Source organism: Limnohabitans sp. DCL3 (assembly GCF_048019295.1).
Taxonomy (GTDB): domain Bacteria; phylum Pseudomonadota; class Gammaproteobacteria; order Burkholderiales; family Burkholderiaceae_C; genus Limnohabitans_A.
The window spans coordinates 1,651,354-1,672,162 of the sequence record NZ_CP171842.1; the positions used below are offsets into that span (position 1 = coordinate 1,651,354).

Below are 20,809 nucleotides of genomic sequence, written 5' to 3' on the forward strand. Positions count from 1 at the left end.
GTTTTTGATTTTCCCTGGACGCCACCACCATGACCACACTGATCAAACAAGACGACCTGATCGAATCCATCGCTGCCGCACTGCAGTACATCAGCTACTACCACCCCGCTGACTTCATCTCGCACCTGGCCAGCGCCTATGCCCGTGAGCAAAGCCCCGCCGCCAAAGATGCGATCGCGCAAATCCTCACCAACAGCAAGATGAGCGCCATCGGTCATCGCCCGATTTGCCAAGACACCGGCATCGTCAACGTCTTCCTTGAAGTCGGCATGGACGTGAAATTTGACGGCTTCACGGGCAGCCTCGAAGACGCCATCAACGAAGGCGTGCGCCGGGGTTACAACCAATCGGACAACATGCTGCGTGCCTCCGTCGTATCGGACCCGCACTTCAACCGCAAAAACACCAAAGACAACACACCCGCAGTTATCTTTACCAAGATCGTGCCCGGCCACCATGTGCATGTGACTGTGGCCGCCAAAGGTGGCGGCAGCGAAAACAAGTCCAAGATGATCATGCTCAACCCTGGCGACAGCATCGTTGACTGGGTGCTCAAAACCGTGCCCACCATGGGCGCGGGCTGGTGCCCGCCCGGCATGCTGGGCATCGGGATTGGCGGCACCGCAGAAAAAGCGGTGCTTCTGGCCAAGGAAAGCCTGATGGACGACTTGGACATGTACCAGCTGCTCGAAAAATCCAGCCAAGGCGCAAAACTCGACCCCGTCGAAGAAATGCGCTTGGAGCTGTACCACAAGGTCAATGCCCTGGGCATTGGTGCCCAGGGCCTAGGCGGCCTGACCACCGTGCTGGACATCAAGATCAAGATGTACCCCACCCACGCCGCCTCCAAGCCCGTGGCCATGATCCCCAACTGCGCAGCCACCCGCCACGCGCACTTTGTCCTCGACGGCTCCGGCCCCACGTATTTGGAAGCACCTTCTCTGGATCTGTGGCCCAACGTCGGCTGGACGGCCGATACCGAAAAGAGCCAACGCGTGGACCTGAACACCCTGAGCCCCGAGCAAGTCGCCGCCTGGAAACCTGGCCAAACCCTCTTGCTCAACGGCAAGATGCTCACAGGCCGTGACGCCGCGCACAAGCGCATCCAAGACATGTTGGCCAAGGGCGAGCAACTTCCGGTGGACTTCACCAACCGCGTCATTTATTACGTGGGCCCGGTGGACCCGGTGGGCGACGAGGCCGTCGGCCCTGCCGGCCCCACCACCGCCACCCGCATGGACGGCTTCACCGACATGATGCTGGCCAACACCGGCCTGATCGCCATGATTGGCAAGGCCGAGCGCGGGCCCGTCGCCATCGAAGCCATCAAGAAGCACAAGAGTGCTTACCTGATGGCTGTGGGCGGTGCGGCTTACCTGGTGTCCAAGGCCATCAAACACGCCCAGGTGGTGGGCTTTGCCGACATGGGCATGGAAGCCATTTACGAGTTCGATGTGGTGGACATGCCCGTCACGGTGGCTGTGGATGCGGGCGGCACCAGCGCCCACATCACCGGCCCGGCCGAGTGGCAAAAACGCATCGCGACGGGTGAGTTCAAAGGTATTGGCGTCAACGCAGGTTGAACGTGAACGCCCCCATCGGCGTTTTTGACAGCGGCATTGGGGGCCTGAGCGTGCTGCAGGCCTTGCACAAAGAGCTGCCCAAAGAGCGCTTTGTCTACATGGCCGACAATGCCCACGCGCCCTACGGTGAAAAAAGTGAAGCGTTTGTCAGTCAACGCACCCATGCGGCCGCCGCGTATTTGCTGCAGCGACATCAGATCAAGGCCTTGGTGGTGGCCTGCAACACCGCCACGGCAGCGGCCATTCACGAACTGCGTTTGCAGCACCCTGCCCTGCCCATCGTGGGCTTGGAGCCGGCACTCAAACCCGCATTGGCGCTGAGCCACACACGCCACATTGGCGTGATGGCCACCCGTGGCACGGTAGGCAGTGACAAATTTGCACGCCTGTTGGCCAGCGTGAACAAGGCGGCGCACTTCGAGGTCCAGGCCTGCAATGGCTTGGCCTTGGCCATCGAACAAAGCACGCTGACGGCTCATGCCGTTGCAGCGCAAGAAGAAATCGCACACTTGCTCAAAACGTACACCCATGCCATGGGCCGCTTTGGCACAACACCCGGCGCCATCGACACCTTGGTTTTGGGCTGCACCCACTATGTGTTTGTTGAACCTGTTTTGCGCCAATTGCTGGGGCCACAGGTGCAATTGGTCTCGACCGGAGAGCCCGTCGCGCGTCAAACTCATCGCCTGCTGGCTGCCGCCGAACGGCTGATGCCCCCCATGAACGATGCGGTCACACCGACCATGCACTTGTTGACCACGGGCAACTTGCAAAGCCTGCAAGCTGCCGCCCAGCGCTGGTTAGGCTTGCCACCCGAAGTCTGCGAGGCGGTACCCGCTGACCTGACCCTTGCTTGATCAGGAGAGCGATTGCGCCGCCAAACGTCCGCGCGCCACGTTCAAGGGCATCAACAATACCAAACCCAGCACAAACAAGAGTGAGGTTGATCCAATGGCCAAACGCTGGTTGCCATCGCTCAGCCACGTGATCAAACCATAAGTCATCGGCCCCAAGATACTCGCCAAGCGAATGGCCATGGTCCACAGACCAAAAAATTCTCCCAAACGTTGGGGGGGAACCAGCAAACCTGCCAGGGCACGGCCAGAAGACTGGCTGGAGCCCATGCAAAACCCAGCAATCGCCGCCGCCCACCAAAACGTGTCTTTGCTGCTGGCCAAGGCGGCAATGATGCACGTGGCGATCCAACCCAACAAGGTCAAAGACAAAGTCAGTTTGTGCCCCACACGGTCTTGCAAATACCCCAGTAAAAAAGCACCGGCAAAGGCCGCCAAATTCAACACAAAGATCAGCACCATGGTTTCTTGTGGCTGGAAGCCAATGACCTGCTCGGCGTAAATCGCCGCCAAGGTGATGGCCACAGCCACGCCACCTTGGTAGGCCACTGCGCAGGCCAGCAGACGCAAGAAATCCGGGTAAGGCGAAGCATCTCGCCAAGTTTGACGCAGTCCACGCCAACTTTGCAGCACACTGCGAACGGGCAAATTCGGTTGCGCAGGGGAATGCTCTTTCAAGAGTGCAAAAGTCACAAGCGCCGCTGCACCATAAATGCCAGCCGTGATGAGCATGGTCACTGGCACAAACTGGCTGCCTGACTCGCCGCGAGCCTGGGCAGACAACACATAGGCCAAGCAAATGCCCAAACTGAGCATGCCGCCGATATAACCCAAAGACCAGCCCCAACCACTCACACGGCCCATGGCATCGGGCTTGGCCAACTCCGGCAAGAAAGAGGCTGTGAGCGATTCACCGTAAGAGAAGAAGGTATTGGAGAGCACCAAAATGAACAAGCCCAAAGCCACCTGACCTGGACCCACCCATGCCAAGGCGGCCGTGCTGAGCACGCAACCGCATGTGGCCCACATGAGCAAACGCTTTTTGCCCGCCACACGGTCAGCCCAAGCGCCCAAGCCAGGCATGGTCAACATCACCACCAGGTAAGAAACGCTCAAGCCTGAAGTCCAAGCCAAGGTGGCCCAATCCGCCCCACCGGCCACGCCGCCCACGAAATAGGCGGCGAACACGGCTGTGATGACCACCGTGGTGTAGCCCGAGTTGGCGAAGTCGTACATGGCCCAGCCAAAGACCTCGCGCTTTCGAACACCGGGATTGAGGGCTTCGCGAGAGATCCAAGCAGCCATGAGGAAAAACTTCAGTGAAGGTGTCTGGGACGGCGACCGCCACCATGGCCACTGCCACCGCCATTGCCACCAGCGCCACGGGGTGGTTTGCCCAGCTCCAAAGAGCTGACCAAATTGTCAAACCGTTGGCTGAACAATTTGTCAATTTCAGCCACCACGCCCGAGAGCTCGGAACCGTCAAAGTGGCGCTCCATCATGTTGACCACATCGTGGATCAACAGATCCCGTTGCGCTTGCATGATGGCGCCTGGATCAGGCCCCACAAACAGCATGACAAAGTCATCTCGCGAGTCGGTGCCGCTGGCTTCGTCCTCCTCGTCAAACTCGGTGTCATAAAAGGTGACTTCGATCTGCGCGCCGGCAGCCGATAAATCATTCACGTTCATGCACAGGTCTTCCATGACCATGCGAAAGTCATCGTCGCCTCGAACGGTCCAACACATTTGCAGGCGGTTCAAATCGCTGTCAAAACGAATGCCAGGCTCCTCTTCGTACAAGCTAGAGGCGCCTTCATTCAAATTGCGTGCCCCTGCATAACGCCACAGGGGTTTGAGCGCTTCCTGGATGGATTTGAGGTCGGTACCGGGCTTGATGGGCACATCACCATGCACATGAATTTCAAGCGGTGCGTTGTCGTTTTTCATGATGGTGTTTCCCCAGAATGGTGCCCCGAACCGGAATCGAACCGGTACGCCCGCTATGAACGAAGCAACGGATTTTAAGTCCGGTGTGTCTACCAGTTTCACCACCGGGGCAGAACGCTTATTGTGCCTTGATAAACCCTTGTTTTGAGCTCAATCCATCTGCAAATTCAGAATGGCCAGCGCATACAGCGCCACCACAGTCAAATAAGCAGCGGACCACACGATCGTGCGCCACTTGGCTTTGTCGGTGATGTAGCAAAACACATAAGCCACACGCATCACCACAAAAAACAGGGACGAGGCATCCACGATTTGCGGATCAACCCCCGTCAACAAGGCCAAAATGACGCCAACCGCAAAAAATGGAAACGCTTCAAAACAGTTGGCCTGCGCGGCATTGGCCCTCGCCCTGAAACCCGTTTGGAGGGCCAGCCAAGCGCGCGGGTCACGGTTGTCATACCCTTTGAAACCCGATTTGGCAATGCCTGCACACACCACAGGCATCAGACCGGCCACCAACAACGAACCATAAGAAATCACCATCACCAGCTCCCAGATGTTTCAGCCCAGTTCAACGGCCTCAAGGCTTCCTCAAGACCCCAAAAAAAAAGCCACTGAAATCTTCAGTGGCCATTCACCGTCTCGGCACGATGCCGAGCCCGGTCATCAACCGCCTTTTTTGGAGCGCTTGCCGGGGTTCTTTTTGCTGCGGGTGGCCACGCCACGCTCAAGACTCACACGCTGACCACGGCCGGGTGTACGCAGGGTCACGCCTGGCAATGCGGGCAATGGTGGTGTGAATTTACGATCTGCTTCAGTAACGATTTTATTGCCCATCTTCGGCTCCAGAGAAATAATGCAAAGCGTTATTAAGCCACAAGAATGGGCTGTTTTGACGGGTGGACAGCTCAAGTTGGTGCGCCTCTTTCAAATCGCGCCCGATGTAAACGATAAACTGCCTCCATGGACATCACCGCTTGGCTGATCGTGGCCTATTTCGCCTTGCTGGCGCTGAATTTGCGTCAACGCTGGGGCATCATCGACGGCCCTTGGCTGTTTTTCTTTCGGGCCTTTTTCCCCAACTGGAAGTTCTACCACGGCATTCAATTGACCCCCAGACTCTATGTCAGGGGGCAATCGGATCGGGCCATCTGGACTGACTGGCAACTGGTCTACCCCCGCTTGCCACGCCGAGCATTTCACCTCTTTCACAATCCGGCCGTGAATTTGGCTTTGGCCCACTACAACCTGGTGGATCATTTGGCCAACGACATCAACGATTTGCCCGAAGGTGCAGACATACGGGATCGCGTGACCTACCAATTGGTCGAGCAACTGGCCAAGCAAGCCATTTCAGGGGCATGCTGGGATGCGCAGTCCATGATCGCCCACCCCATCGCGTCAACACTCAGCGCCTTCCAGTTTCAGGTGCGCATGGAACTGCCCGATGGCCAAAACAGCCAATTGATGCTGCAATCTCCGGTGGTGGACGCATGAGCTTGACCTGGGCTGTTCGGAGTTTCGAAATTTTGCTGGGCTGGAGCTTGCTGCTGCAAACACTCGAGTACCTTCGCCTGCCCGCGATGGACAAGCTCACCCGATGGCCTGCACTGAGTCAAGAAATTCCGGCGCGACCCACCTGGCTCAAAGCTGTTCTCAATCGCCTTTTCCAACCCAAACCCTGTACAACCTGGCTGTGCTTGCGGGGCGCATTGGCCATCGCGCTGATGTTGGGGCAAGTCGGTTTGGCCGGTGCGGCCTTGCTTTTTTTGATGGGTTTGCTGCTGCTGTTGCGATGGCGCGGGGCCTTCAACGGGGGCAGTGACTTCATGACCCTGGTGGGTCTCTCCGGCTTGCTGCTGTCCCACCTCGTGGGCTCATTCACCAACACATCGCTGGGCTGGCAAGCAGGCTTTTGGTTCATCAGTTTGCAAACCGTCAGCTCTTACTTTGTGTCAGGTTGGGTCAAACTCCTTCGGCCTGAATGGCGCTCAGGACGGGCTTTGCCCGTTTTTCTGGACACGGGGATTTATGGCCCCTTGGCCCCCCACAGCATTTACCGCAACCCCCATGTCGCTTTGCTTTGCTCATGGTCGTTCACCCTGTGGGAGGGGCTTTTTCCATTGGCCTTGCTTGAGGTCCGCTTGGCGCTGCTGTGGTGCGCTGTGGCCACGCTCTTCCATTTTCTCGTCTTTTGGTTCTTCGGACTCAACCGTTTTTTTTGGGCTTGGATCAGCAGCTTCCCCGCCGTGGTCTATTGCGCCAGCATCACCCCTTATGCACTCTATCGTTGACGGATTGGCGACTGCCCTGTTCGTCCAACGCCATTAGCATGGGGTTTTTTCTTGGGGAATGACCGATGACCACCCTCACTCTTGAAGCATTCACCGCGCAATCCATGGACGAGGGTTTTGACGAAATCATTGTCCGAGAGTGGGCTGCCCACTTGAAACTGGAATTTCATACCCACCCTTTTGATGTCAGTGCCCACGTTGTTCGTGGTGAGTATTGGCTGACGGTGGGTGAAAAAACCCAGCACCTGAAAGCTGGCGATGATTTTCGACTGGCTCGCAACGTCCCGCACGCGGAGTTGTATGGGCCGCAAGGCGCCACGGTGTGGGTGGCTCGCGCCAACTGATCAAACACCAACGCGGTGTGGGCTCAAAAAAAATACCCCTGCGGGATGATCCGCAGAGGTATTTGTTTGGAGGCGCGACCCAGAGTCGAACTGGGCTAGACGGATTTGCAATCCGTTGCATAACCGCTTTGCTATCGCGCCAAAACCGTTGATGACCGACAAAAAAGGGAAGCTGCTGCTTCCCATTTTTCTGAAAAACAAGCTGTTTTTCACATGTTTGGAGCGGGAAACGAGATTCGAACTCGCGACCTCAACCTTGGCAAGGTTGCGCTCTACCAACTGAGCTATTCCCGCAAACTGTAAAAACCACAAGAAAGAGCTTGGTGCCTCTTTCGAAATATGGAGCGGGAAACGAGATTCGAACTCGCGACCTCAACCTTGGCAAGGTTGCGCTCTACCAACTGAGCTATTCCCGCGTATTTCACAAAACTCAGCATTTTATGCTTTGTTTTCTGGAATGCCCAAATTGTAATGCAATTTCAGGGGGGCTTTGAACTCCCACTGAAAATTTTGCATCAATGTTTCACCGCCTCAGGCTTGGCCGTCGCGGTCGCCGCAGACAACGCAGCAGCGGCCACCTCTTCATCACTCAGGGGGGCAGGCTTGGCTTCCAAAGCCACATCCAAAACCTGATCGATCCATTTGACAGGGACGATTTCCAAACCATTTTTGACATTCTCAGGAATGTCTTGCAGGTCTTTCACGTTGTCTTCAGGAATCAAAACCGTCTTGATGCCCCCACGCAGCGCCGCCAGCAGCTTTTCTTTCAAGCCACCAATGGCTGTGACTTCACCGCGCAGCGTGATCTCGCCCGTCATGGCCACATCGGCTCGGACAGGTATACCCGTCATGGCCGACACCATGGCCGTGGTCATGGCCGCGCCAGCACTCGGACCGTCTTTGGGGGTTGCGCCATCGGGCACGTGGATGTGCAGATCTTTCTTTTCAAAGACCTCGTCCTTGATGCCCAAGAGTCGAGAGCGGCTGCGCACCACAGTGCGGGCCGCTTCAACAGACTCTTTCATCACATCGCCCAAGGAGCCCGTGCGGGTGATGACACCCTTGCCAGGCATGAGAGCGGCCTCGATGGTCAGCAAATCACCACCCACTTCCGTCCACGCCAATCCGACCACCTGGCCCACTTGGTTTTTCTGCTCCGCACGGCCGTAGGTGTACTTGCGCACACCCAAAAACTCATTCAAGTTATCGGCGTTCACCACCACTTGCGGTGTCATCTGTTTGAGCAACAAGGCTTTCACGACTTTGCGGCAGATTTTGCCCAACTCGCGCTCAAGGGAGCGCACGCCAGCCTCACGGGTGTAGTAACGCACCACGTCGCGCACAGCGGCTTCCGTGACCAGCAGTTCAGAATCTTTCACACCATTGTTGGTCATTTGCTTGGGCAGCAAGTACTTCATGGCAATGCTGGTTTTTTCGTCTTCGGTGTAACCAGACAAACGGATCACTTCCATCCGGTCCAACAAAGCCGATGGGATATTCATCGAGTTGGAGGTCGCCACGAACATCACATCGCTCAGGTCAAAGTCCACCTCGACGTAATGGTCACCGAAGGTGTGGTTTTGCTCGGGGTCCAACACTTCGAGCAATGCGCTCGAAGGATCACCCCGGAAATCCGTGCCCAACTTGTCGATTTCGTCCAGCAAGAACAAGGGGTTCTTGGTGCCCACTTTGTTCAAATTTTGCAGGACTTTGCCGGGCAAAGCGCCGATGTAGGTGCGGCGATGGCCGCGAATCTCAGCCTCATCGCGCATGCCACCCAATGCCATGCGCACGTATTTGCGCCCAGTGGCCTTGGCAATCGATTGCCCCAAGGATGTCTTGCCCACACCGGGGGGTCCCACAAGACAGAGGATGGGCGCTTTGACTTTGTCCACGCGTTGTTGAACGGCGAGGTATTCCAAAATGCGGTCCTTGACTTTGTCCAAGCCAAAGTGGTCTTGGTTGAGCACGTCTTCGGCATTGGCCAAATCGTGTTTGAGCTTGGTTTTTTTGCCCCAGGGCAGACCAATCAACACATCCAAGTAATTGCGCACCACGGAGGCCTCCGCCGACATGGGCGACATGAGTTTGAGTTTTTTCAACTCGCCTTCGGCTTTTTTGCGGGCTTCCGCCGACATTTTGGCTGCCTTGATCTTTTTCTCAAGCTCCTCGATGTCAGCGCCCTCTTCACCATCACCCAATTCTTTTTGAATGGCTTTGACCTGCTCGTTCAAATAGAAGTCGCGCTGGTTTTTTTCCATTTGGCGCTTGACGCGGCCACGAATGCGTTTGTCCACATTCAGGATGTCTACCTCATGCTCCAACTGGGCAAACAAATTTTCCAGACGTGACTTGATGTTGGCCAGATCCAAGACCTGTTGCTTGTTCTCCAGCTTCAGTGGCAAGTGCGCAGCAATCGTGTCGGCCAAACGACCGGGGTCGTCGATGCTGGAAATCGAGGTCAAGATTTCAGGCGGAATTTTCTTGTTGAGTTTGACGTACTGATCAAACTGCTGCATCACGGCGCGGCGCAGCGCTTCGATTTCGCTGCTGTCATCGGACAACTCGGATACAGGGTCCACTGGGGTCACGGAAGCCACAAAATGAGCCTCGCCATCCACGATGGACTTGACCAAGGCGCGCTGCTGGCCTTCCACCAAGACCTTCACCGTGCCGTCTGGCAGCTTCAGCATCTGCAATATGGTCGAGACACAGCCCACGTCAAACATGTCGTCAACGGCAGGTTCGTCTTTGGCTGCGGTTTTCTGGGCCACCAGCATGATGCGACGCTCAGCAGCCATGGCCGACTCAAGGGCTTTGATGCTTTTTGGACGCCCCACAAACAAGGGGATCACCATGTGAGGGAACACCACCACATCGCGCAAAGGCAGCATGGGCAGGTCAATCAAGGTGGGCGGCAAAGGTGTATGTCCAGACATGGTGTGTCCCTCGTGTCAATTCAGCTGCACATGGATGCTGCTCGCGCAATTTCAACCCAGCAAGCGCAAGGGGTAAAAAACAAAGAGCAGCCCATGCGGGTCAGGCCTGCTTGGCCGACTCGCGGTAAACCAGCAAAGGTGGCTTGTTGTCGTCGATAACGGACTCGTCCACCACCACTTTTTCGACATTTGCTTGGTTGGGAAGTTCAAACATGGTGTCAATCAGCGCCTGCTCCATGATGGATCGCAGTCCGCGGGCACCAGTCTTGCGAGCCAAGGCTTTACGGGCCATGGCCGTCAGTGCATTGGGGCGCACTTCCAGATCCACACCCTCCATGGCCAGCAGTTTGGTGAACTGCTTGACCACGGCGTTTTTGGGTTCGGTGAGAATCTGCACCAAAGCCTCTTCGGTCAGTTCGGCCAAGGTGGCAATCACCGGCAAACGCCCCACCAACTCGGGAATCAGACCAAACTTGATCAGGTCTTCGGGTTCCACTTCGTTGAAGACATCCGTCAAAGAGCGTTGTTTCTTGCTTTTGACAGATGCACCAAATCCGATACCACCCGATTCGGTGCGGTTTTCGATGACTTTTTCGAGGCCCGCAAACGCGCCACCACAGATGAACAAAATGTTGGTCGTGTCAATCTGCAAGAAATCTTGGTTGGGGTGCTTGCGGCCACCCTGAGGCGGTACGCTGGCCATGGTGCCTTCGACCAATTTGAGCAAGGCCTGCTGAACCCCCTCGCCCGACACATCGCGGGTGATGGAGGGGTTGTCCGACTTGCGGGTGATCTTGTCGATCTCATCGATGTAGACAATGCCCCGTTGGGCACGTTCCACATCGTAATTGCAGGTTTGCAACAACTTGGCCACGATGTTCTCGACGTCTTCGCCCACATAACCGGCTTCGGTCAAAGTGGTGGCGTCAGCCATCACAAAAGGCACATCCAGCATCCGTGCCATGGTTTGCGCCAACAGCGTCTTGCCTGACCCCGTAGGGCCAATCAGCAAAATATTGCTTTTGGCCAATTCGACCTCGTCTTTTTTGGCGGTCTCTTTGTGCTTGAGTCGTTTGTAATGGTTGTACACCGCCACCGCCAAGCTGCGTTTGGCCTTTTCCTGACCGATCACGTAGTTGTCGAGGTTGGTTTTGATGTCCAGCGGTGTCGGCAAGCCCTCTTTGCCGCCTTCGGCCACCGTGGTGGTGGCCAGTTCATCGCGCACGATGTCGTTGCACAAGTCAATGCATTCGTCGCAAATGAACACCGACGGACCTGCGATCAGCTTTTTGACCTCGTGCTGGCTTTTGCCGCAAAAGGAGCAGAACAGGTTTTTCTCAGTCGTTGAGCCTTTTTTATCGGCCATAAATGTCGCCTCGGTATCCGGAATCTGTCAATGATAACGAAAGAAAAACGGCGCTCACCCTTTGGAGGTAAACGCCGTCAGCTTGGGAGCCGGAAAACCCGGCCACATTCAAGCGCGTTTAGAAATAACTTCGTCAACCAAGCCGTAATCTTTGGCTTCTGTGGCTGACAGGTAGTAGTCACGCTCGGTGTCGATCTCGATCTTTGAAAGCGGCTGCCCGGTGTTCTCGGACAGGATGCGGTTGAGATGCGCTCGGGTTTTGACGATTTCGCGGGCGGCGATTTCGATCTCGGTGGCCTGACCACGCGCACCACCCAAGGGTTGGTGAATCATGATCTTGGAGTTGGGCAATGAAAAACGCTTGCCCTTGGCCCCTGAGGACAGCAAGAACGCGCCCATGCTCGCCGCCATACCGTTGCACAAAGTCGACACATCGGGCTTGATGAAGTTCATGGTGTCGTAGATCGCCATACCGGCACTCACCGAACCACCTGGCGAGTTGATGTACAGCGAAATGTCCTTTTCGGGGTTTTCACTCTCCAAAAATAACAGCTGGGCCACGATCAGGTTGGCCATGTGGTCATTGACCTCACCCACCAAAAAGATCACACGCTCCTTGAGCAAACGCGAATAAATGTCATAAGCACGCTCGCCACGGCCCGATTGCTCGACGACCATGGGGACCATGCCCAAATTTGTGATGTCCAGTGCGCTCATCTTTTCTCCAGAAAAATCTTGGATAACTGTAACCCGCTTCTCAACCCCATCAAAGAGATGGGGCTTGTCGGCCAGACTGCAAGCCCGGCACAAGCCCCAATCGTCAGGGATTCAAACCGATCAGGCCTGTTGACCCATCAGCTCTTCAAAAGAAATGGCTTTTTCGACCACTTTGGCCTGCGCCAGGACGAAATCGGAAACATTGCTCTCGATGACCACAGCTTCAACTTCGGCCAAGCGTTGGTTGTCACTGTTGTACCAACGCACCACGTCGTCAGGGCGCTCATAGCTGGCGGCCAACTCTTCGATGTGGGCCTTGATCTGCTCGGGTTTGGCGTGCAGCGTGTTGCCACGCACCACCTCAGCCACCACCAGACCCATGCGCACACGCTGTTCAGCTTGCGGACGGAAGATGTCATCGGGAATTGGGGCCTTGTCCGCATCTTTCACGCCGCGCTGCTTCAGGTCAGCGCGGGCACCCTCTTTCAAACGTTCAATTTCGCTTTGTACGATCGACTGGGGCAGGTCCAACTCAGCTTTGGCCACCAGGGCGTCCATCGCCGCTTGCTTGTTGCGGGCCAACAAGCGGAATTTCACTTCGCGCTCAAGATTTTTACGGATATCGGCGCGCAGACCTTCAACAGTGGCATCGGCAATGCCCAAGGACTTGGCCAATGCTTCGTTGACTTCGGGCAAATTGGCCGCTTCGATTTTCTTGACGGTGACCATGAAGTCGGCCGTTTTACCCGCCACATCCTGACCGTGGTAGTCGGCTGGGAAAGCCAAGGGGAACGTCTTGCTTTCACCAGACTTCATGCCACGCACAGCGTCTTCAAATTCTTTGAGCATCTGGCCATCGCCCAGAATGAACTGGAAATCTTGCGCTTGACCACCGGAGAAGACTTCCCCGTCGATCTTGCCTTCAAAATCGATGGTGGCGCGATCACCGTCTTGGGCGGCCAAGTCTTGGGCACGCTGGGCAAAGGTGCGGCGCTGCTTGCGCAAGATGTCCACGGTTTTTTCGATGGCGGCGTCAGACACTTCAGCCGTCAACTTTTCAACTTCGGTATCGGCCAGGTTACCGAGCTTGACCTCAGGGTACACCTCAAAAATGGCTTCAAAATGGAGTTCACCCTCAGGGGCGCCCTGTTTTTCAGAAATGCGGGGCTGTCCGGCCACGCGCACTTGCGCTTCGTTGGCGGCCGCTGCGAAAGCTTGGCCCACTTTGTCGTTCAAAACTTCGTATTGGACAGAGTACCCATAGCGTTGCGCAACCACGTTCATGGGCACTTTGCCTGGACGGAAACCATCCATCTTGACCGTGCGGGCCATTTTCTTCAGGCGCGCATCCACTTCGGACTGAATGGCCACCACGGGCACAGTCAGGTTGATCTTGCGTTCCAGCTTTTCAAGGGTTTCAACAGTCACAGTCATCGTCGTTCTCGGTTAATTGAATGTCTCTCAGACCGCGGGGTTGCCCCGTTGGTCAAAAGTCGGTTGGTGCGCGGGGCGGGACTCGAACCCGCACAGTGTTGCCACCGTCAGGACCTAAACCTGGTGCGTCTACCAATTTCGCCACCCGCGCAGGTCCAAACAAAAAGGGCGTCAGGCACACCAATGGGCTGTGAAGTCCTTTGGCCTACCTGACCGCCCGGTTGAAATCGGTCAACTTTCTATTTTAGCCGCTTCAAAAGGGCCCATTCATGGCTGGGCTTGATTTGGCCGTTCAATTCGAAACCAAGCCGCATACATGGCCGGCAGCGCCAGCAAAGTCAAGGCGGTGGCGACGATCAGACCGCCCATGATCGCCACCGCCATAGGTCCCCAAAAAATACTGCGCGAGAGGGGAATCATGGCCAGCACTGCCGCTGCGGCTGTGAGGACGATGGGTCGCAAGCGCCGCACGGCCGACTCCACGATGGCCTGCCATGCGGGCATGCCGGCGGCACGGTCTTGCTCAATTTGGTCGATCAAGATCACCGAGTTGCGCTGGATCATGCCCATGAGTGCGATCACGCCGAGCAGCGCCACAAAGCCAAAGGGCCTGTCCAAGACCAGCAAAGCGCCCGCCACGCCCGCCAGGCCGAGTGGGCCGGTCAAAAACACCAGCATGGCACGGCTGAAACTTTGCAATTGCAGCATGAGCAAGGTGAAGGTGATGAACAGCATGACGGGAACACCCGCCGCAATCGACGCCGAGCCTTTGGAACTTTCTTCGACGGCGCCCGCCACCTCAATCCGATAGCCCATCAAGCCTTGGCCTTGCCAAGTGGCCTCGGTCTTTTTCAGCTCCGGCAACAATTGCGCTGTGATGGTGGCCCCTTGCATGCCCTCCGCAATATCGGCCTGCACAGTGATGGCAAACTGCCGCCCTTCGCGCCACATCACACCCGGCTCCCAAGAAAACACGGGGGTCGCCACTTGAAGCAAGGGGATGGAGCGGCCAAAAGCTGTGGGCACGTATGCTTGACTCAAATCCGACAAGGCATCCCGCTCGCCCAAGGGTTGCCGCAACACAATGTCGATGAGCTTGTCGCCCTCACGGAACTGTCCAACCGGGGCACCCGACAACAAAGTGCGCGAAGCCTGCGCGATGGACTGGCTGGTCACCCCCAAAGCGCGTGCTTTGGCTTGGTCCACTTCAAGCCGCACTGCTTTGACAGATTCGTTCCAATTGTCGTTCACGCCCCGCGTGTTGGGGTTCAGGCGCATTTGCGCTTTGATCTCATCGGCTTTTTGACGCAACACTTGGGGGTCTGCACCCACCACGCGGAACTGCACTGGGTAAGGCACGGGCGGACCGTTGGGCAGCAGTTTCACACGACCACGCACTTCAGGGAACTCCTGCGCCAGCAATGCAGGCAATTGGGCGCGCAGGACTTCTCGGGTTTTCAAGTCAACCGGCAACACAATCAATTGCGACACATTGGTCTGTGGAAAAACTTGATCGAGGGGCAAATAAAAGCGCGGCACCCCCGAGCCCACCCACGCCGTGACCGACTTCACGCCGGTTTCGCGCAGCAAGCGTTGTTCCACTCGGCGGGTGATCTCTTCGCTGGCCAAGACCGGCGAGCCCTCGGGCAGCCACAAGTCCACCATGATTTCGGGGCGCGAGGAGTCCGGGAAGAACTGCTGCTGCACTTTGCCCATTCCCACCAAACCCATCGCAAACAAGAGCACCGTGATGCCTATCGTTTTCCAGCGGTGCGTGACGCACCAGGTCACCCAGGCGCGAAAGTGCCGGTAAAACGGGGTGTTGAACATCTCTGCCGAATCGAGTTGATCGGCCGCCAGCGCATGTGCCGGGGGTTTGAGCAACCACGCCCCCAAATACGGCACAAAGTAAACCGACGCCACCCAACTGACCAAGAGCGCCACCACCGTGACGGCAAAGATCGCGAAGGTGTACTCGCCCGTCATCGACTTGGCCATGCCGATCGGTAAAAAGCCGGCAGCCGTGATCAATGTCCCGGTGAGCATGGGCATGGCTGTCAACTCATACGCGAACGTAGCCGCCCTCACCTTGTCATAGCCCTCTTCCATTTTGCGCACCATCATTTCGACTGCGATGATGGCATCGTCCACCAACAAGCCCAGGGCGATGATGAGTGAGCCCAATGAAATCTTGTGCAGGCCAATGCCCAAATAATGCATGGCCAAAAAGGTCACGGCCAACACCAATGGAATGGTGATGCCCACAACCAGTCCAGGGCGAATGTCCAATGTCCAGCGGCGCCACAAGGGGTGCTGGCCCGGGCGCTTGTGCAAGCCCAGCGCCAAAAAACTCACGGCCAACACAATCACCACCGCTTCAATCAACACCTTGATGAACTCATTGACCGAGGAGGACACAGCGCTGGGTTGGTCCTGCACCTGCATCAAAGTCATGCCCAGGGGCAAGCCCGCTTGGATGGTTTCTACGGTGGCCCGCAAAGACTTGCCCAAGGCAATGATGTCACCCCCTTTGGCCATGGAAATGCCCAAACCGATGACTTCTTGACCGTCATGACGCACCTTCACACTGGCCGGATCCGCATAGCCGCGCGTCACGTTGGCGATGTCGGACAAGCGGATTTGCACACCCGAGGTGCCTCGAATGGGCATGTTTTGCAACGCTTGGAGCGTCTGGAACTGCCCACCCACGCGCACCTGTACCACGTCAACCGGGGACTGCAAGCTGCCAGCCGACTCCACCGCATTTTGCTGGCCCAACTGGGCCAGAACAGCGTTCAAATCCAAGCCCATCTGCGCGAGTTTTTTTTGCGAGACTTCAACAAAAACTTTCTCGTCTTGCACCCCAAACAACTCCACCTTCGCCACATCGGGCACGCGCAACAGCTGCTGGCGCAAGTTGTCGGCTTGGGTCTTGATTTCGGCAGGGGTAAAGCCTTGCCCACCCAGCGCGTAAATCACACCATAAACATCGCCAAACTCGTCGTTGAAAAAAGGCCCCACCACGCCCGGCGGCAAACTGCCGCGCATGTCACCAATTTTCTTGCGCACCGCATACCAAACCTGTGGCACATCGCCCGGCTTGGAGTTGTCCTTGATCTGGAAAATGATCTGCGCCTCGCCCGGCTTGGAATAACTGCGGATCTTGTCGGCATAAGGCACCTCTTGCAAGGTGCGCTCGATCTTGTCGGTCACTTGCTCGGCCACTTGCGCCGCCGTGGCACCTGGCCAATACGCCCGTACCACCATGGCTCTGAAAGTGAATGGCGGATCCTCGTCTTGGCCCAGCTGGAAATAAGCGGCCATGCCCAAAACCATCAGCACCACCATCAGGTAGCGCGTCAAAGCCGGGTGATCGAGCGCCCAGCGCGAAAGGTTAAAGGGCTTGTGTTCAGTGGTGCTCATGTGATCACCGCTGAGCTGCAGATGCGCCAACTTGAGCGGGCTCAACCGCTTGAGCGCGATCGAGGCCCGGCGCAGGTACGGCACCGGTGCTGGTTGCGGCGCGGTTGAACACCGCCACCTTCTGTCCTGGCGAGAGCACATGCACACCCGCGCTGACCACCTGTTGACCAGGCTGCAGGCCCGAGGTGATGACCACTTCATTGCCATCGAGCAGGCCCACTTGTACGGGCTGCAGGTGGACGGTCATGCTGGCCGAATCCAACACCCAAACCGACGTGCCCGTGCCCTCTTGGCGCAAAGCGCTGGTAGGCAGCTTGATCACCCCTGTTTGACTGCCTGGCAGTTGCACGGCACGCACATTCACCGTGCTGCCCAAAGGCAAGCGCTCTGAAGCTTGCAGCGCCAGCTTGACCGCATAGGTCCGTGTCACGGGGTCGGCACTCGCTGCCAATTCGCGAACTTGGCCTTGCAAAGCTTGCCCTGTGCTGAGCAACGTCGCCTGCATGCCCTGCCCCACCTTCAAGGCCAAGGCCATCGCCTCAGGCACGGCAAACACCGCATCGCGCGGCCCGTCGTGCGCCAAACGCAGCACTGGTTGACCTGCGGCAACCACCTGGCCCACTTCGGCTTCCACGCCCGTGATCACACCCGCTTGACCGGCGAGTAGACGGGCATAACCGGCTTGGTTGCTTTGCGCTTGGGCCTGGGCTTTGGCTTGGCTCAACTGCGCATCGGCCGACTTCAGGGCGGCTTCGCGGCGCTCTAATTCAGCGCCGCTGATGAAATTTTGCGCCTTCAGCGCTTCAAAACGTTGGAATTCCGCCCACGCCAAATCGCGCTGACTTTGCGCCATCATCACCTGTGAAGCACCCGCTTGGGCGGCCAATTGATAGTCTTTGGCATCGATCAAGGCCAGCAACTGACCGGCCGCCACCCGTTGGCCCAGCTCAGCATTTCGCTGTACCAGCTTACCTGCCACCTGAAAACCCAAACGTGACTCGACACGGGCCCGCACCTCACCCGAGTACTCGCCCAACACGTTCAGATCGGAGCTGCCCACGGTGACCAGTTTGACCGCGCGCACGGGCTCTGGCGTCGCCTCTTTTTTGGAACAAGCGGCCAATGTGGCGAAGACAAGCGCGGTGGCGCCAACATGAAAAACTCGCCGCAGGGCGAGTGACAAGGAGCTGGACATGAGGTTCCTGGAGAAAAGATACTGACTGACTGGTTAGTAATCTATTCAAAACACCCCCTTCTGTCAAGCGACAATAGGCATTGACCATGCACCCTGTCCGCCCATTCAAAAGACCACCACGTCAAGGACTGAGTCCTGATCAGCGCCAGCTGTTGCGCGGCGTTTCGCGCTCGTTTGGTCTGTCGATTCGGCTCTTGCCCCCCCTTCTCCAGGCGCCGGTGGCCCTAGGCTACCTTTTGGCAAGGGCCACCGATACCGTGGCCGACACAACATCCCTGCCCCTGGCCGAGCGGCAGGTGCTGCTCGATCACATGAGCCATGCGGTGCTCGCACCCCGCATCAACGCGCATGAACAGGCCGTGTTGACCCGTCTCGCGCACGCTTTTGCGGCCCAACAAACCGACCCCGACGAACGCGCCCTGATGCAAGCCCTGCCTCGCTACCTGCCGCTTCTGTTTGAACTGACTGAGGCCGATCAAGCCAGCGTTCGACAAGTGCTGGGCCACATCACCCGAGGTCAACAGCTGGACATGACCCGTTTTGGGCACGGGTTACAGGCTTTGCAAACCGAAGCCGAACTGAGCGACTACACCTGGCTCGTGGCCGGTTGCGTCGGCGAGTTCTGGACCGAGTTGTGCGCACGCCATGTGCCCGGCTACAGTCTTTTGAGCCAGACGGAGATGTTGCGCTATGGGCGTTCTTACGGCATGGGCCTGCAGCGCCTGAACATCATCCGCGATGCGGGGGCCGATCTGGCCGCCGGGCGCTGCTACTGGCCCGTGCAAACCTTGGCATTGGCAGGTTTGACCCCGAACATGCTCGCCCAAGCGGCCCCAAATGGCGAGGCAGAGACTTTAAAAGCATTGGCCCCGCTCTATACCCAGTGGCTTGACCTCACCCAATCCCAACTGGCAGACGGCATCCGCTACGCCGTGGCGCTGCAACCGCTGCGCCTGCGCCTAGCCAGTGCCCTGCCAGCCCTGATTGGGGCACGCACCGTGGCCTTGCTGCGCCAAGCCGGACCAGCGGCACTGAGCCTGCGCGTCAAAATGCCACGCTCAGAAATGCGCACCCTGCTTTGGCACGTCGTGCGCGGCTGGGGGTCGCCGGCTACGCTGGAAAAATTGTTCGCTCAATTGTCCATCTCCCCTGCGCGTGATGCGGCGCTTTGAATGCGAGAATCCCAGGCCATGAGCCCGCAAGACTACGTCCAGCAAAAAGCCGCCGCCTCAGGCAGCAGTTTCTACTACGCCTTTTTGTTCCTGCCACCTGAGCGGCGTGCAGCCATCACCGCTTTTTATGCTTTTTGCCGCGAAGTGGACGATGTGGTTGACGAAATCAGTGACGCCAGCGTGGCGGCCACCAAACTCGCTTGGTGGCAAAAAGAAGTGCTGCACGCCTACGCGGGCCAGCCGAGCCACCCCGTCATGCACGCACTCATGCCCCTGGCCCCAATCTTCGGCATCGAAAGCCGCCACCTGATGGCCGTGATCGAGGGCTGCCAGATGGACCTGAACCAAACCCGCTACCTGGACTATGCGGGCCTGCAGACCTATTGCCATTTGGTGGCGGGTGTGGTGGGCGAGGTCGCTGCCCGCATTTTTGGGCAAATCGACGACACCACCACCCTTTATGCCCACAAATTGGGCCTGGCCTTTCAGATGACCAACATCATCCGCGACGTGGGTGAAGATGCCATGCGCGGGCGCATCTACCTGCCCTTGGATGAGCAGCAACGCTTTGGCGTCAAGGCCAACGAGCTGGTGCAGCGCCAATATTCCGAACCATTCACCGCGCTGATGAAGTTCCAGACCGACCGCGCGCACGCCTTGTACGACGAAGCCTTGAGCCTGCTGCCCGCCGCCGACCGCCGTGCCCAAAAACCCGGTCTCATGATGGCCAGCATTTACCGCACCTTGCTGCGCGAAATCGAAGCCAGCGGCTTTCAAGTCCTGCACCAGCGCATTGCGCTGACGCCGCTGCGCAAACTGTGGCTGGCTTGGAAGATGCAGGCGCTGGGGCGGTTTTAACGCCCCCTTGTGCCGGCTTAAACAGTTTTACTTCATGCCCCTGGCTTGCGCCTGGGCCGGGCGGGCCAGACAAGCTTGCATCCAGCTGGACACTGCCGGGTACTGCGCCAACAAAGCAGGCGCCGGACGCACCCAACCCACCACGCTGGCCACACACACATCGGCCACCGTGAAGCGGTGAGCGGCCAAATGCGCCTCGCCTCTGGTTTTTTGGGCTTGCAAGTGGGCTTCCAACACTGCCAAGGGCACCTTCAAGCGGCTTTCGGCCTGATCTGCCAATTCCGGCTTGCGCTGGTCGGCCGGCATGGCCATGCGGTGCATCAACACCGTGAGCGCGTCTTTTTCCAATTCGGACACGGTCCAAAAGCTCCAGCGCAGGGCTTCGGCTTCCTCGCGGGGCGTGGCGGGGGTGAGCGACTGGCCATCGGCATGGCCATGCACGCGGGCGATGTACAAAGCGCAAGCCATGCTCTCCCACACGGTCACAGCGCCATCGGCACGTTCATCCACCAGCACCGGGATGTGGCCATTCGGGTTGATCGCCAAAAATTCAGGTGTACGGGTCGCCCCACCGGCATAAGGCGTGGCCATGTGCTCGAAGGGCACGCCCAACTCCAAGGCGGTCCAAAGGGGTCGTGCAGCGCGGGAAGCCCCGATGCCGTAAATTTTCAAAGTCATCTC

General features: G+C 57.6%; 18 protein-coding genes and 5 tRNA genes. 7 read left to right on the plus strand and 16 right to left on the minus strand.

Features of this window, described 5'->3' with window-relative positions; genetic code table 11:
• Positions 1-29 precede the first annotated feature (29 nt).
• Entirely contained in the window at positions 30-1,583 is a 1,554-nt protein-coding gene (locus ACHEXK_RS07480) for a fumarate hydratase (RefSeq protein ID WP_416548745.1), read from the plus strand.
• Positions 1,584-1,585: 2 nt separating this feature from the next.
• Positions 1,586-2,440, plus strand: a complete 855-nt coding sequence (gene murI / locus ACHEXK_RS07485) for a glutamate racemase (protein ID WP_416548747.1) — start codon at positions 1,586-1,588, stop codon at positions 2,438-2,440.
• Here the strand turns inward: murI and ACHEXK_RS07490 are convergent, their stop codons facing one another.
• The 5 genes from ACHEXK_RS07490 to ACHEXK_RS07510 all read right to left on the minus strand — a co-directional run bounded on the left by ACHEXK_RS07490 (position 2,441) and on the right by ACHEXK_RS07510 (position 5,223).
• Positions 2,441-3,742 carry an MFS transporter gene (locus ACHEXK_RS07490; RefSeq protein WP_416548749.1) on the minus strand — a complete coding sequence of 434 codons (1,302 nt, stop codon included), beginning with the start codon at positions 3,740-3,742 and terminating at the stop codon, positions 2,441-2,443.
• Positions 3,743-3,753: 11 nt separating this feature from the next.
• Positions 3,754-4,386 (minus strand): DUF6806 family protein, encoded by a 633-nt coding sequence (locus ACHEXK_RS07495; RefSeq protein WP_416548751.1) that lies wholly within the window; start codon positions 4,384-4,386, stop codon positions 3,754-3,756.
• An 18-nt stretch (positions 4,387-4,404) separates the two neighbouring features.
• Positions 4,405-4,497: transfer RNA gene (locus ACHEXK_RS07500), tRNA-Leu, on the minus strand.
• Between the two features lie 39 nt (positions 4,498-4,536).
• Entirely contained in the window at positions 4,537-4,929 is a 393-nt protein-coding gene (locus ACHEXK_RS07505) for an MAPEG family protein (RefSeq protein ID WP_416548753.1), read from the minus strand.
• A 123-nt stretch (positions 4,930-5,052) separates the two neighbouring features.
• Positions 5,053-5,223, minus strand: coding sequence for a hypothetical protein (locus ACHEXK_RS07510; protein ID WP_165803866.1), 171 nt, complete (start codon positions 5,221-5,223; stop codon positions 5,053-5,055).
• Between the two features lie 126 nt (positions 5,224-5,349).
• On the opposite strand from ACHEXK_RS07510, the gene ACHEXK_RS07515 reads away from it, so the two are divergent.
• The 3 genes from ACHEXK_RS07515 (at position 5,350) to ACHEXK_RS07525 (ending at position 7,024) form a co-directional block, all read left to right on the plus strand.
• Entirely contained in the window at positions 5,350-5,883 is a 534-nt protein-coding gene (locus ACHEXK_RS07515) for a hypothetical protein (protein WP_416548755.1), read from the plus strand.
• Positions 5,880-6,680: a hypothetical protein gene (locus tag ACHEXK_RS07520; RefSeq protein WP_416548757.1), complete on the plus strand. Its 801-nt coding sequence runs from the start codon at positions 5,880-5,882 to the stop codon at positions 6,678-6,680. The genes ACHEXK_RS07515 and ACHEXK_RS07520 overlap by 4 nt, the downstream gene beginning before the upstream one ends.
• A 65-nt stretch (positions 6,681-6,745) precedes the next feature.
• Positions 6,746-7,024: a cupin domain-containing protein gene (locus ACHEXK_RS07525; protein WP_416548759.1), complete on the plus strand. Its 279-nt coding sequence runs from the start codon at positions 6,746-6,748 to the stop codon at positions 7,022-7,024.
• A 67-nt stretch (positions 7,025-7,091) separates the two neighbouring features.
• Here ACHEXK_RS07525 and ACHEXK_RS07530 read toward each other — a convergent pair.
• The 10 genes from ACHEXK_RS07530 to ACHEXK_RS07575 all read right to left on the minus strand — a co-directional run bounded on the left by ACHEXK_RS07530 (position 7,092) and on the right by ACHEXK_RS07575 (position 18,098).
• Positions 7,092-7,165: transfer RNA gene (locus tag ACHEXK_RS07530), tRNA-Cys, on the minus strand.
• Positions 7,166-7,242: 77 nt separating this feature from the next.
• Positions 7,243-7,318 (minus strand) — tRNA-Gly (locus ACHEXK_RS07535).
• Between the two features lie 46 nt (positions 7,319-7,364).
• Positions 7,365-7,440 (minus strand) — tRNA-Gly (locus ACHEXK_RS07540).
• Between the two features lie 99 nt (positions 7,441-7,539).
• Positions 7,540-9,963 carry an endopeptidase La gene (gene lon / locus ACHEXK_RS07545; RefSeq protein ID WP_416548760.1) on the minus strand — a complete coding sequence of 808 codons (2,424 nt, stop codon included), beginning with the start codon at positions 9,961-9,963 and terminating at the stop codon, positions 7,540-7,542.
• A gap of 100 nt (positions 9,964-10,063) precedes the next feature.
• Entirely contained in the window at positions 10,064-11,329 is a 1,266-nt protein-coding gene (gene clpX, locus ACHEXK_RS07550; protein WP_416548762.1) for an ATP-dependent Clp protease ATP-binding subunit ClpX, read from the minus strand.
• A gap of 108 nt (positions 11,330-11,437) precedes the next feature.
• Positions 11,438-12,046 (minus strand): ATP-dependent Clp endopeptidase proteolytic subunit ClpP, encoded by a 609-nt coding sequence (gene clpP / locus ACHEXK_RS07555; protein WP_100118964.1) that lies wholly within the window; start codon positions 12,044-12,046, stop codon positions 11,438-11,440.
• A 120-nt stretch (positions 12,047-12,166) separates the two neighbouring features.
• On the minus strand, positions 12,167-13,480 hold the full coding sequence (gene tig / locus ACHEXK_RS07560) for a trigger factor (protein ID WP_416548765.1): 1,314 nt from the start codon (positions 13,478-13,480) through the stop codon (positions 12,167-12,169).
• A gap of 64 nt (positions 13,481-13,544) precedes the next feature.
• Positions 13,545-13,631 (minus strand) — tRNA-Leu (locus tag ACHEXK_RS07565).
• A 116-nt stretch (positions 13,632-13,747) separates the two neighbouring features.
• Complete coding sequence (locus tag ACHEXK_RS07570; protein ID WP_416548767.1) at positions 13,748-16,903, minus strand: efflux RND transporter permease subunit; 3,156 nt, start codon at positions 16,901-16,903, stop codon at positions 13,748-13,750.
• A 4-nt stretch (positions 16,904-16,907) separates the two neighbouring features.
• Positions 16,908-18,098 carry an efflux RND transporter periplasmic adaptor subunit gene (locus ACHEXK_RS07575; protein WP_416548769.1) on the minus strand — a complete coding sequence of 397 codons (1,191 nt, stop codon included), beginning with the start codon at positions 18,096-18,098 and terminating at the stop codon, positions 16,908-16,910.
• An 86-nt stretch (positions 18,099-18,184) separates the two neighbouring features.
• On the opposite strand from ACHEXK_RS07575, the gene ACHEXK_RS07580 reads away from it, so the two are divergent.
• Both ACHEXK_RS07580 and hpnD read left to right on the plus strand, forming a co-directional pair.
• Positions 18,185-19,270, plus strand: coding sequence for a phytoene/squalene synthase family protein (locus ACHEXK_RS07580; protein ID WP_416548771.1), 1,086 nt, complete (start codon positions 18,185-18,187; stop codon positions 19,268-19,270).
• A gap of 18 nt (positions 19,271-19,288) precedes the next feature.
• Positions 19,289-20,128, plus strand: a complete 840-nt coding sequence (gene hpnD, locus ACHEXK_RS07585) for a presqualene diphosphate synthase HpnD (RefSeq protein ID WP_416548773.1) — start codon at positions 19,289-19,291, stop codon at positions 20,126-20,128.
• A 27-nt stretch (positions 20,129-20,155) separates the two neighbouring features.
• On the opposite strand, the gene ACHEXK_RS07590 is transcribed toward hpnD, so the two are convergent.
• Positions 20,156-20,806, minus strand: a complete 651-nt coding sequence (locus ACHEXK_RS07590; protein WP_416548775.1) for a glutathione S-transferase family protein — start codon at positions 20,804-20,806, stop codon at positions 20,156-20,158.
• Positions 20,807-20,809: the final 3 nt, after the last annotated feature.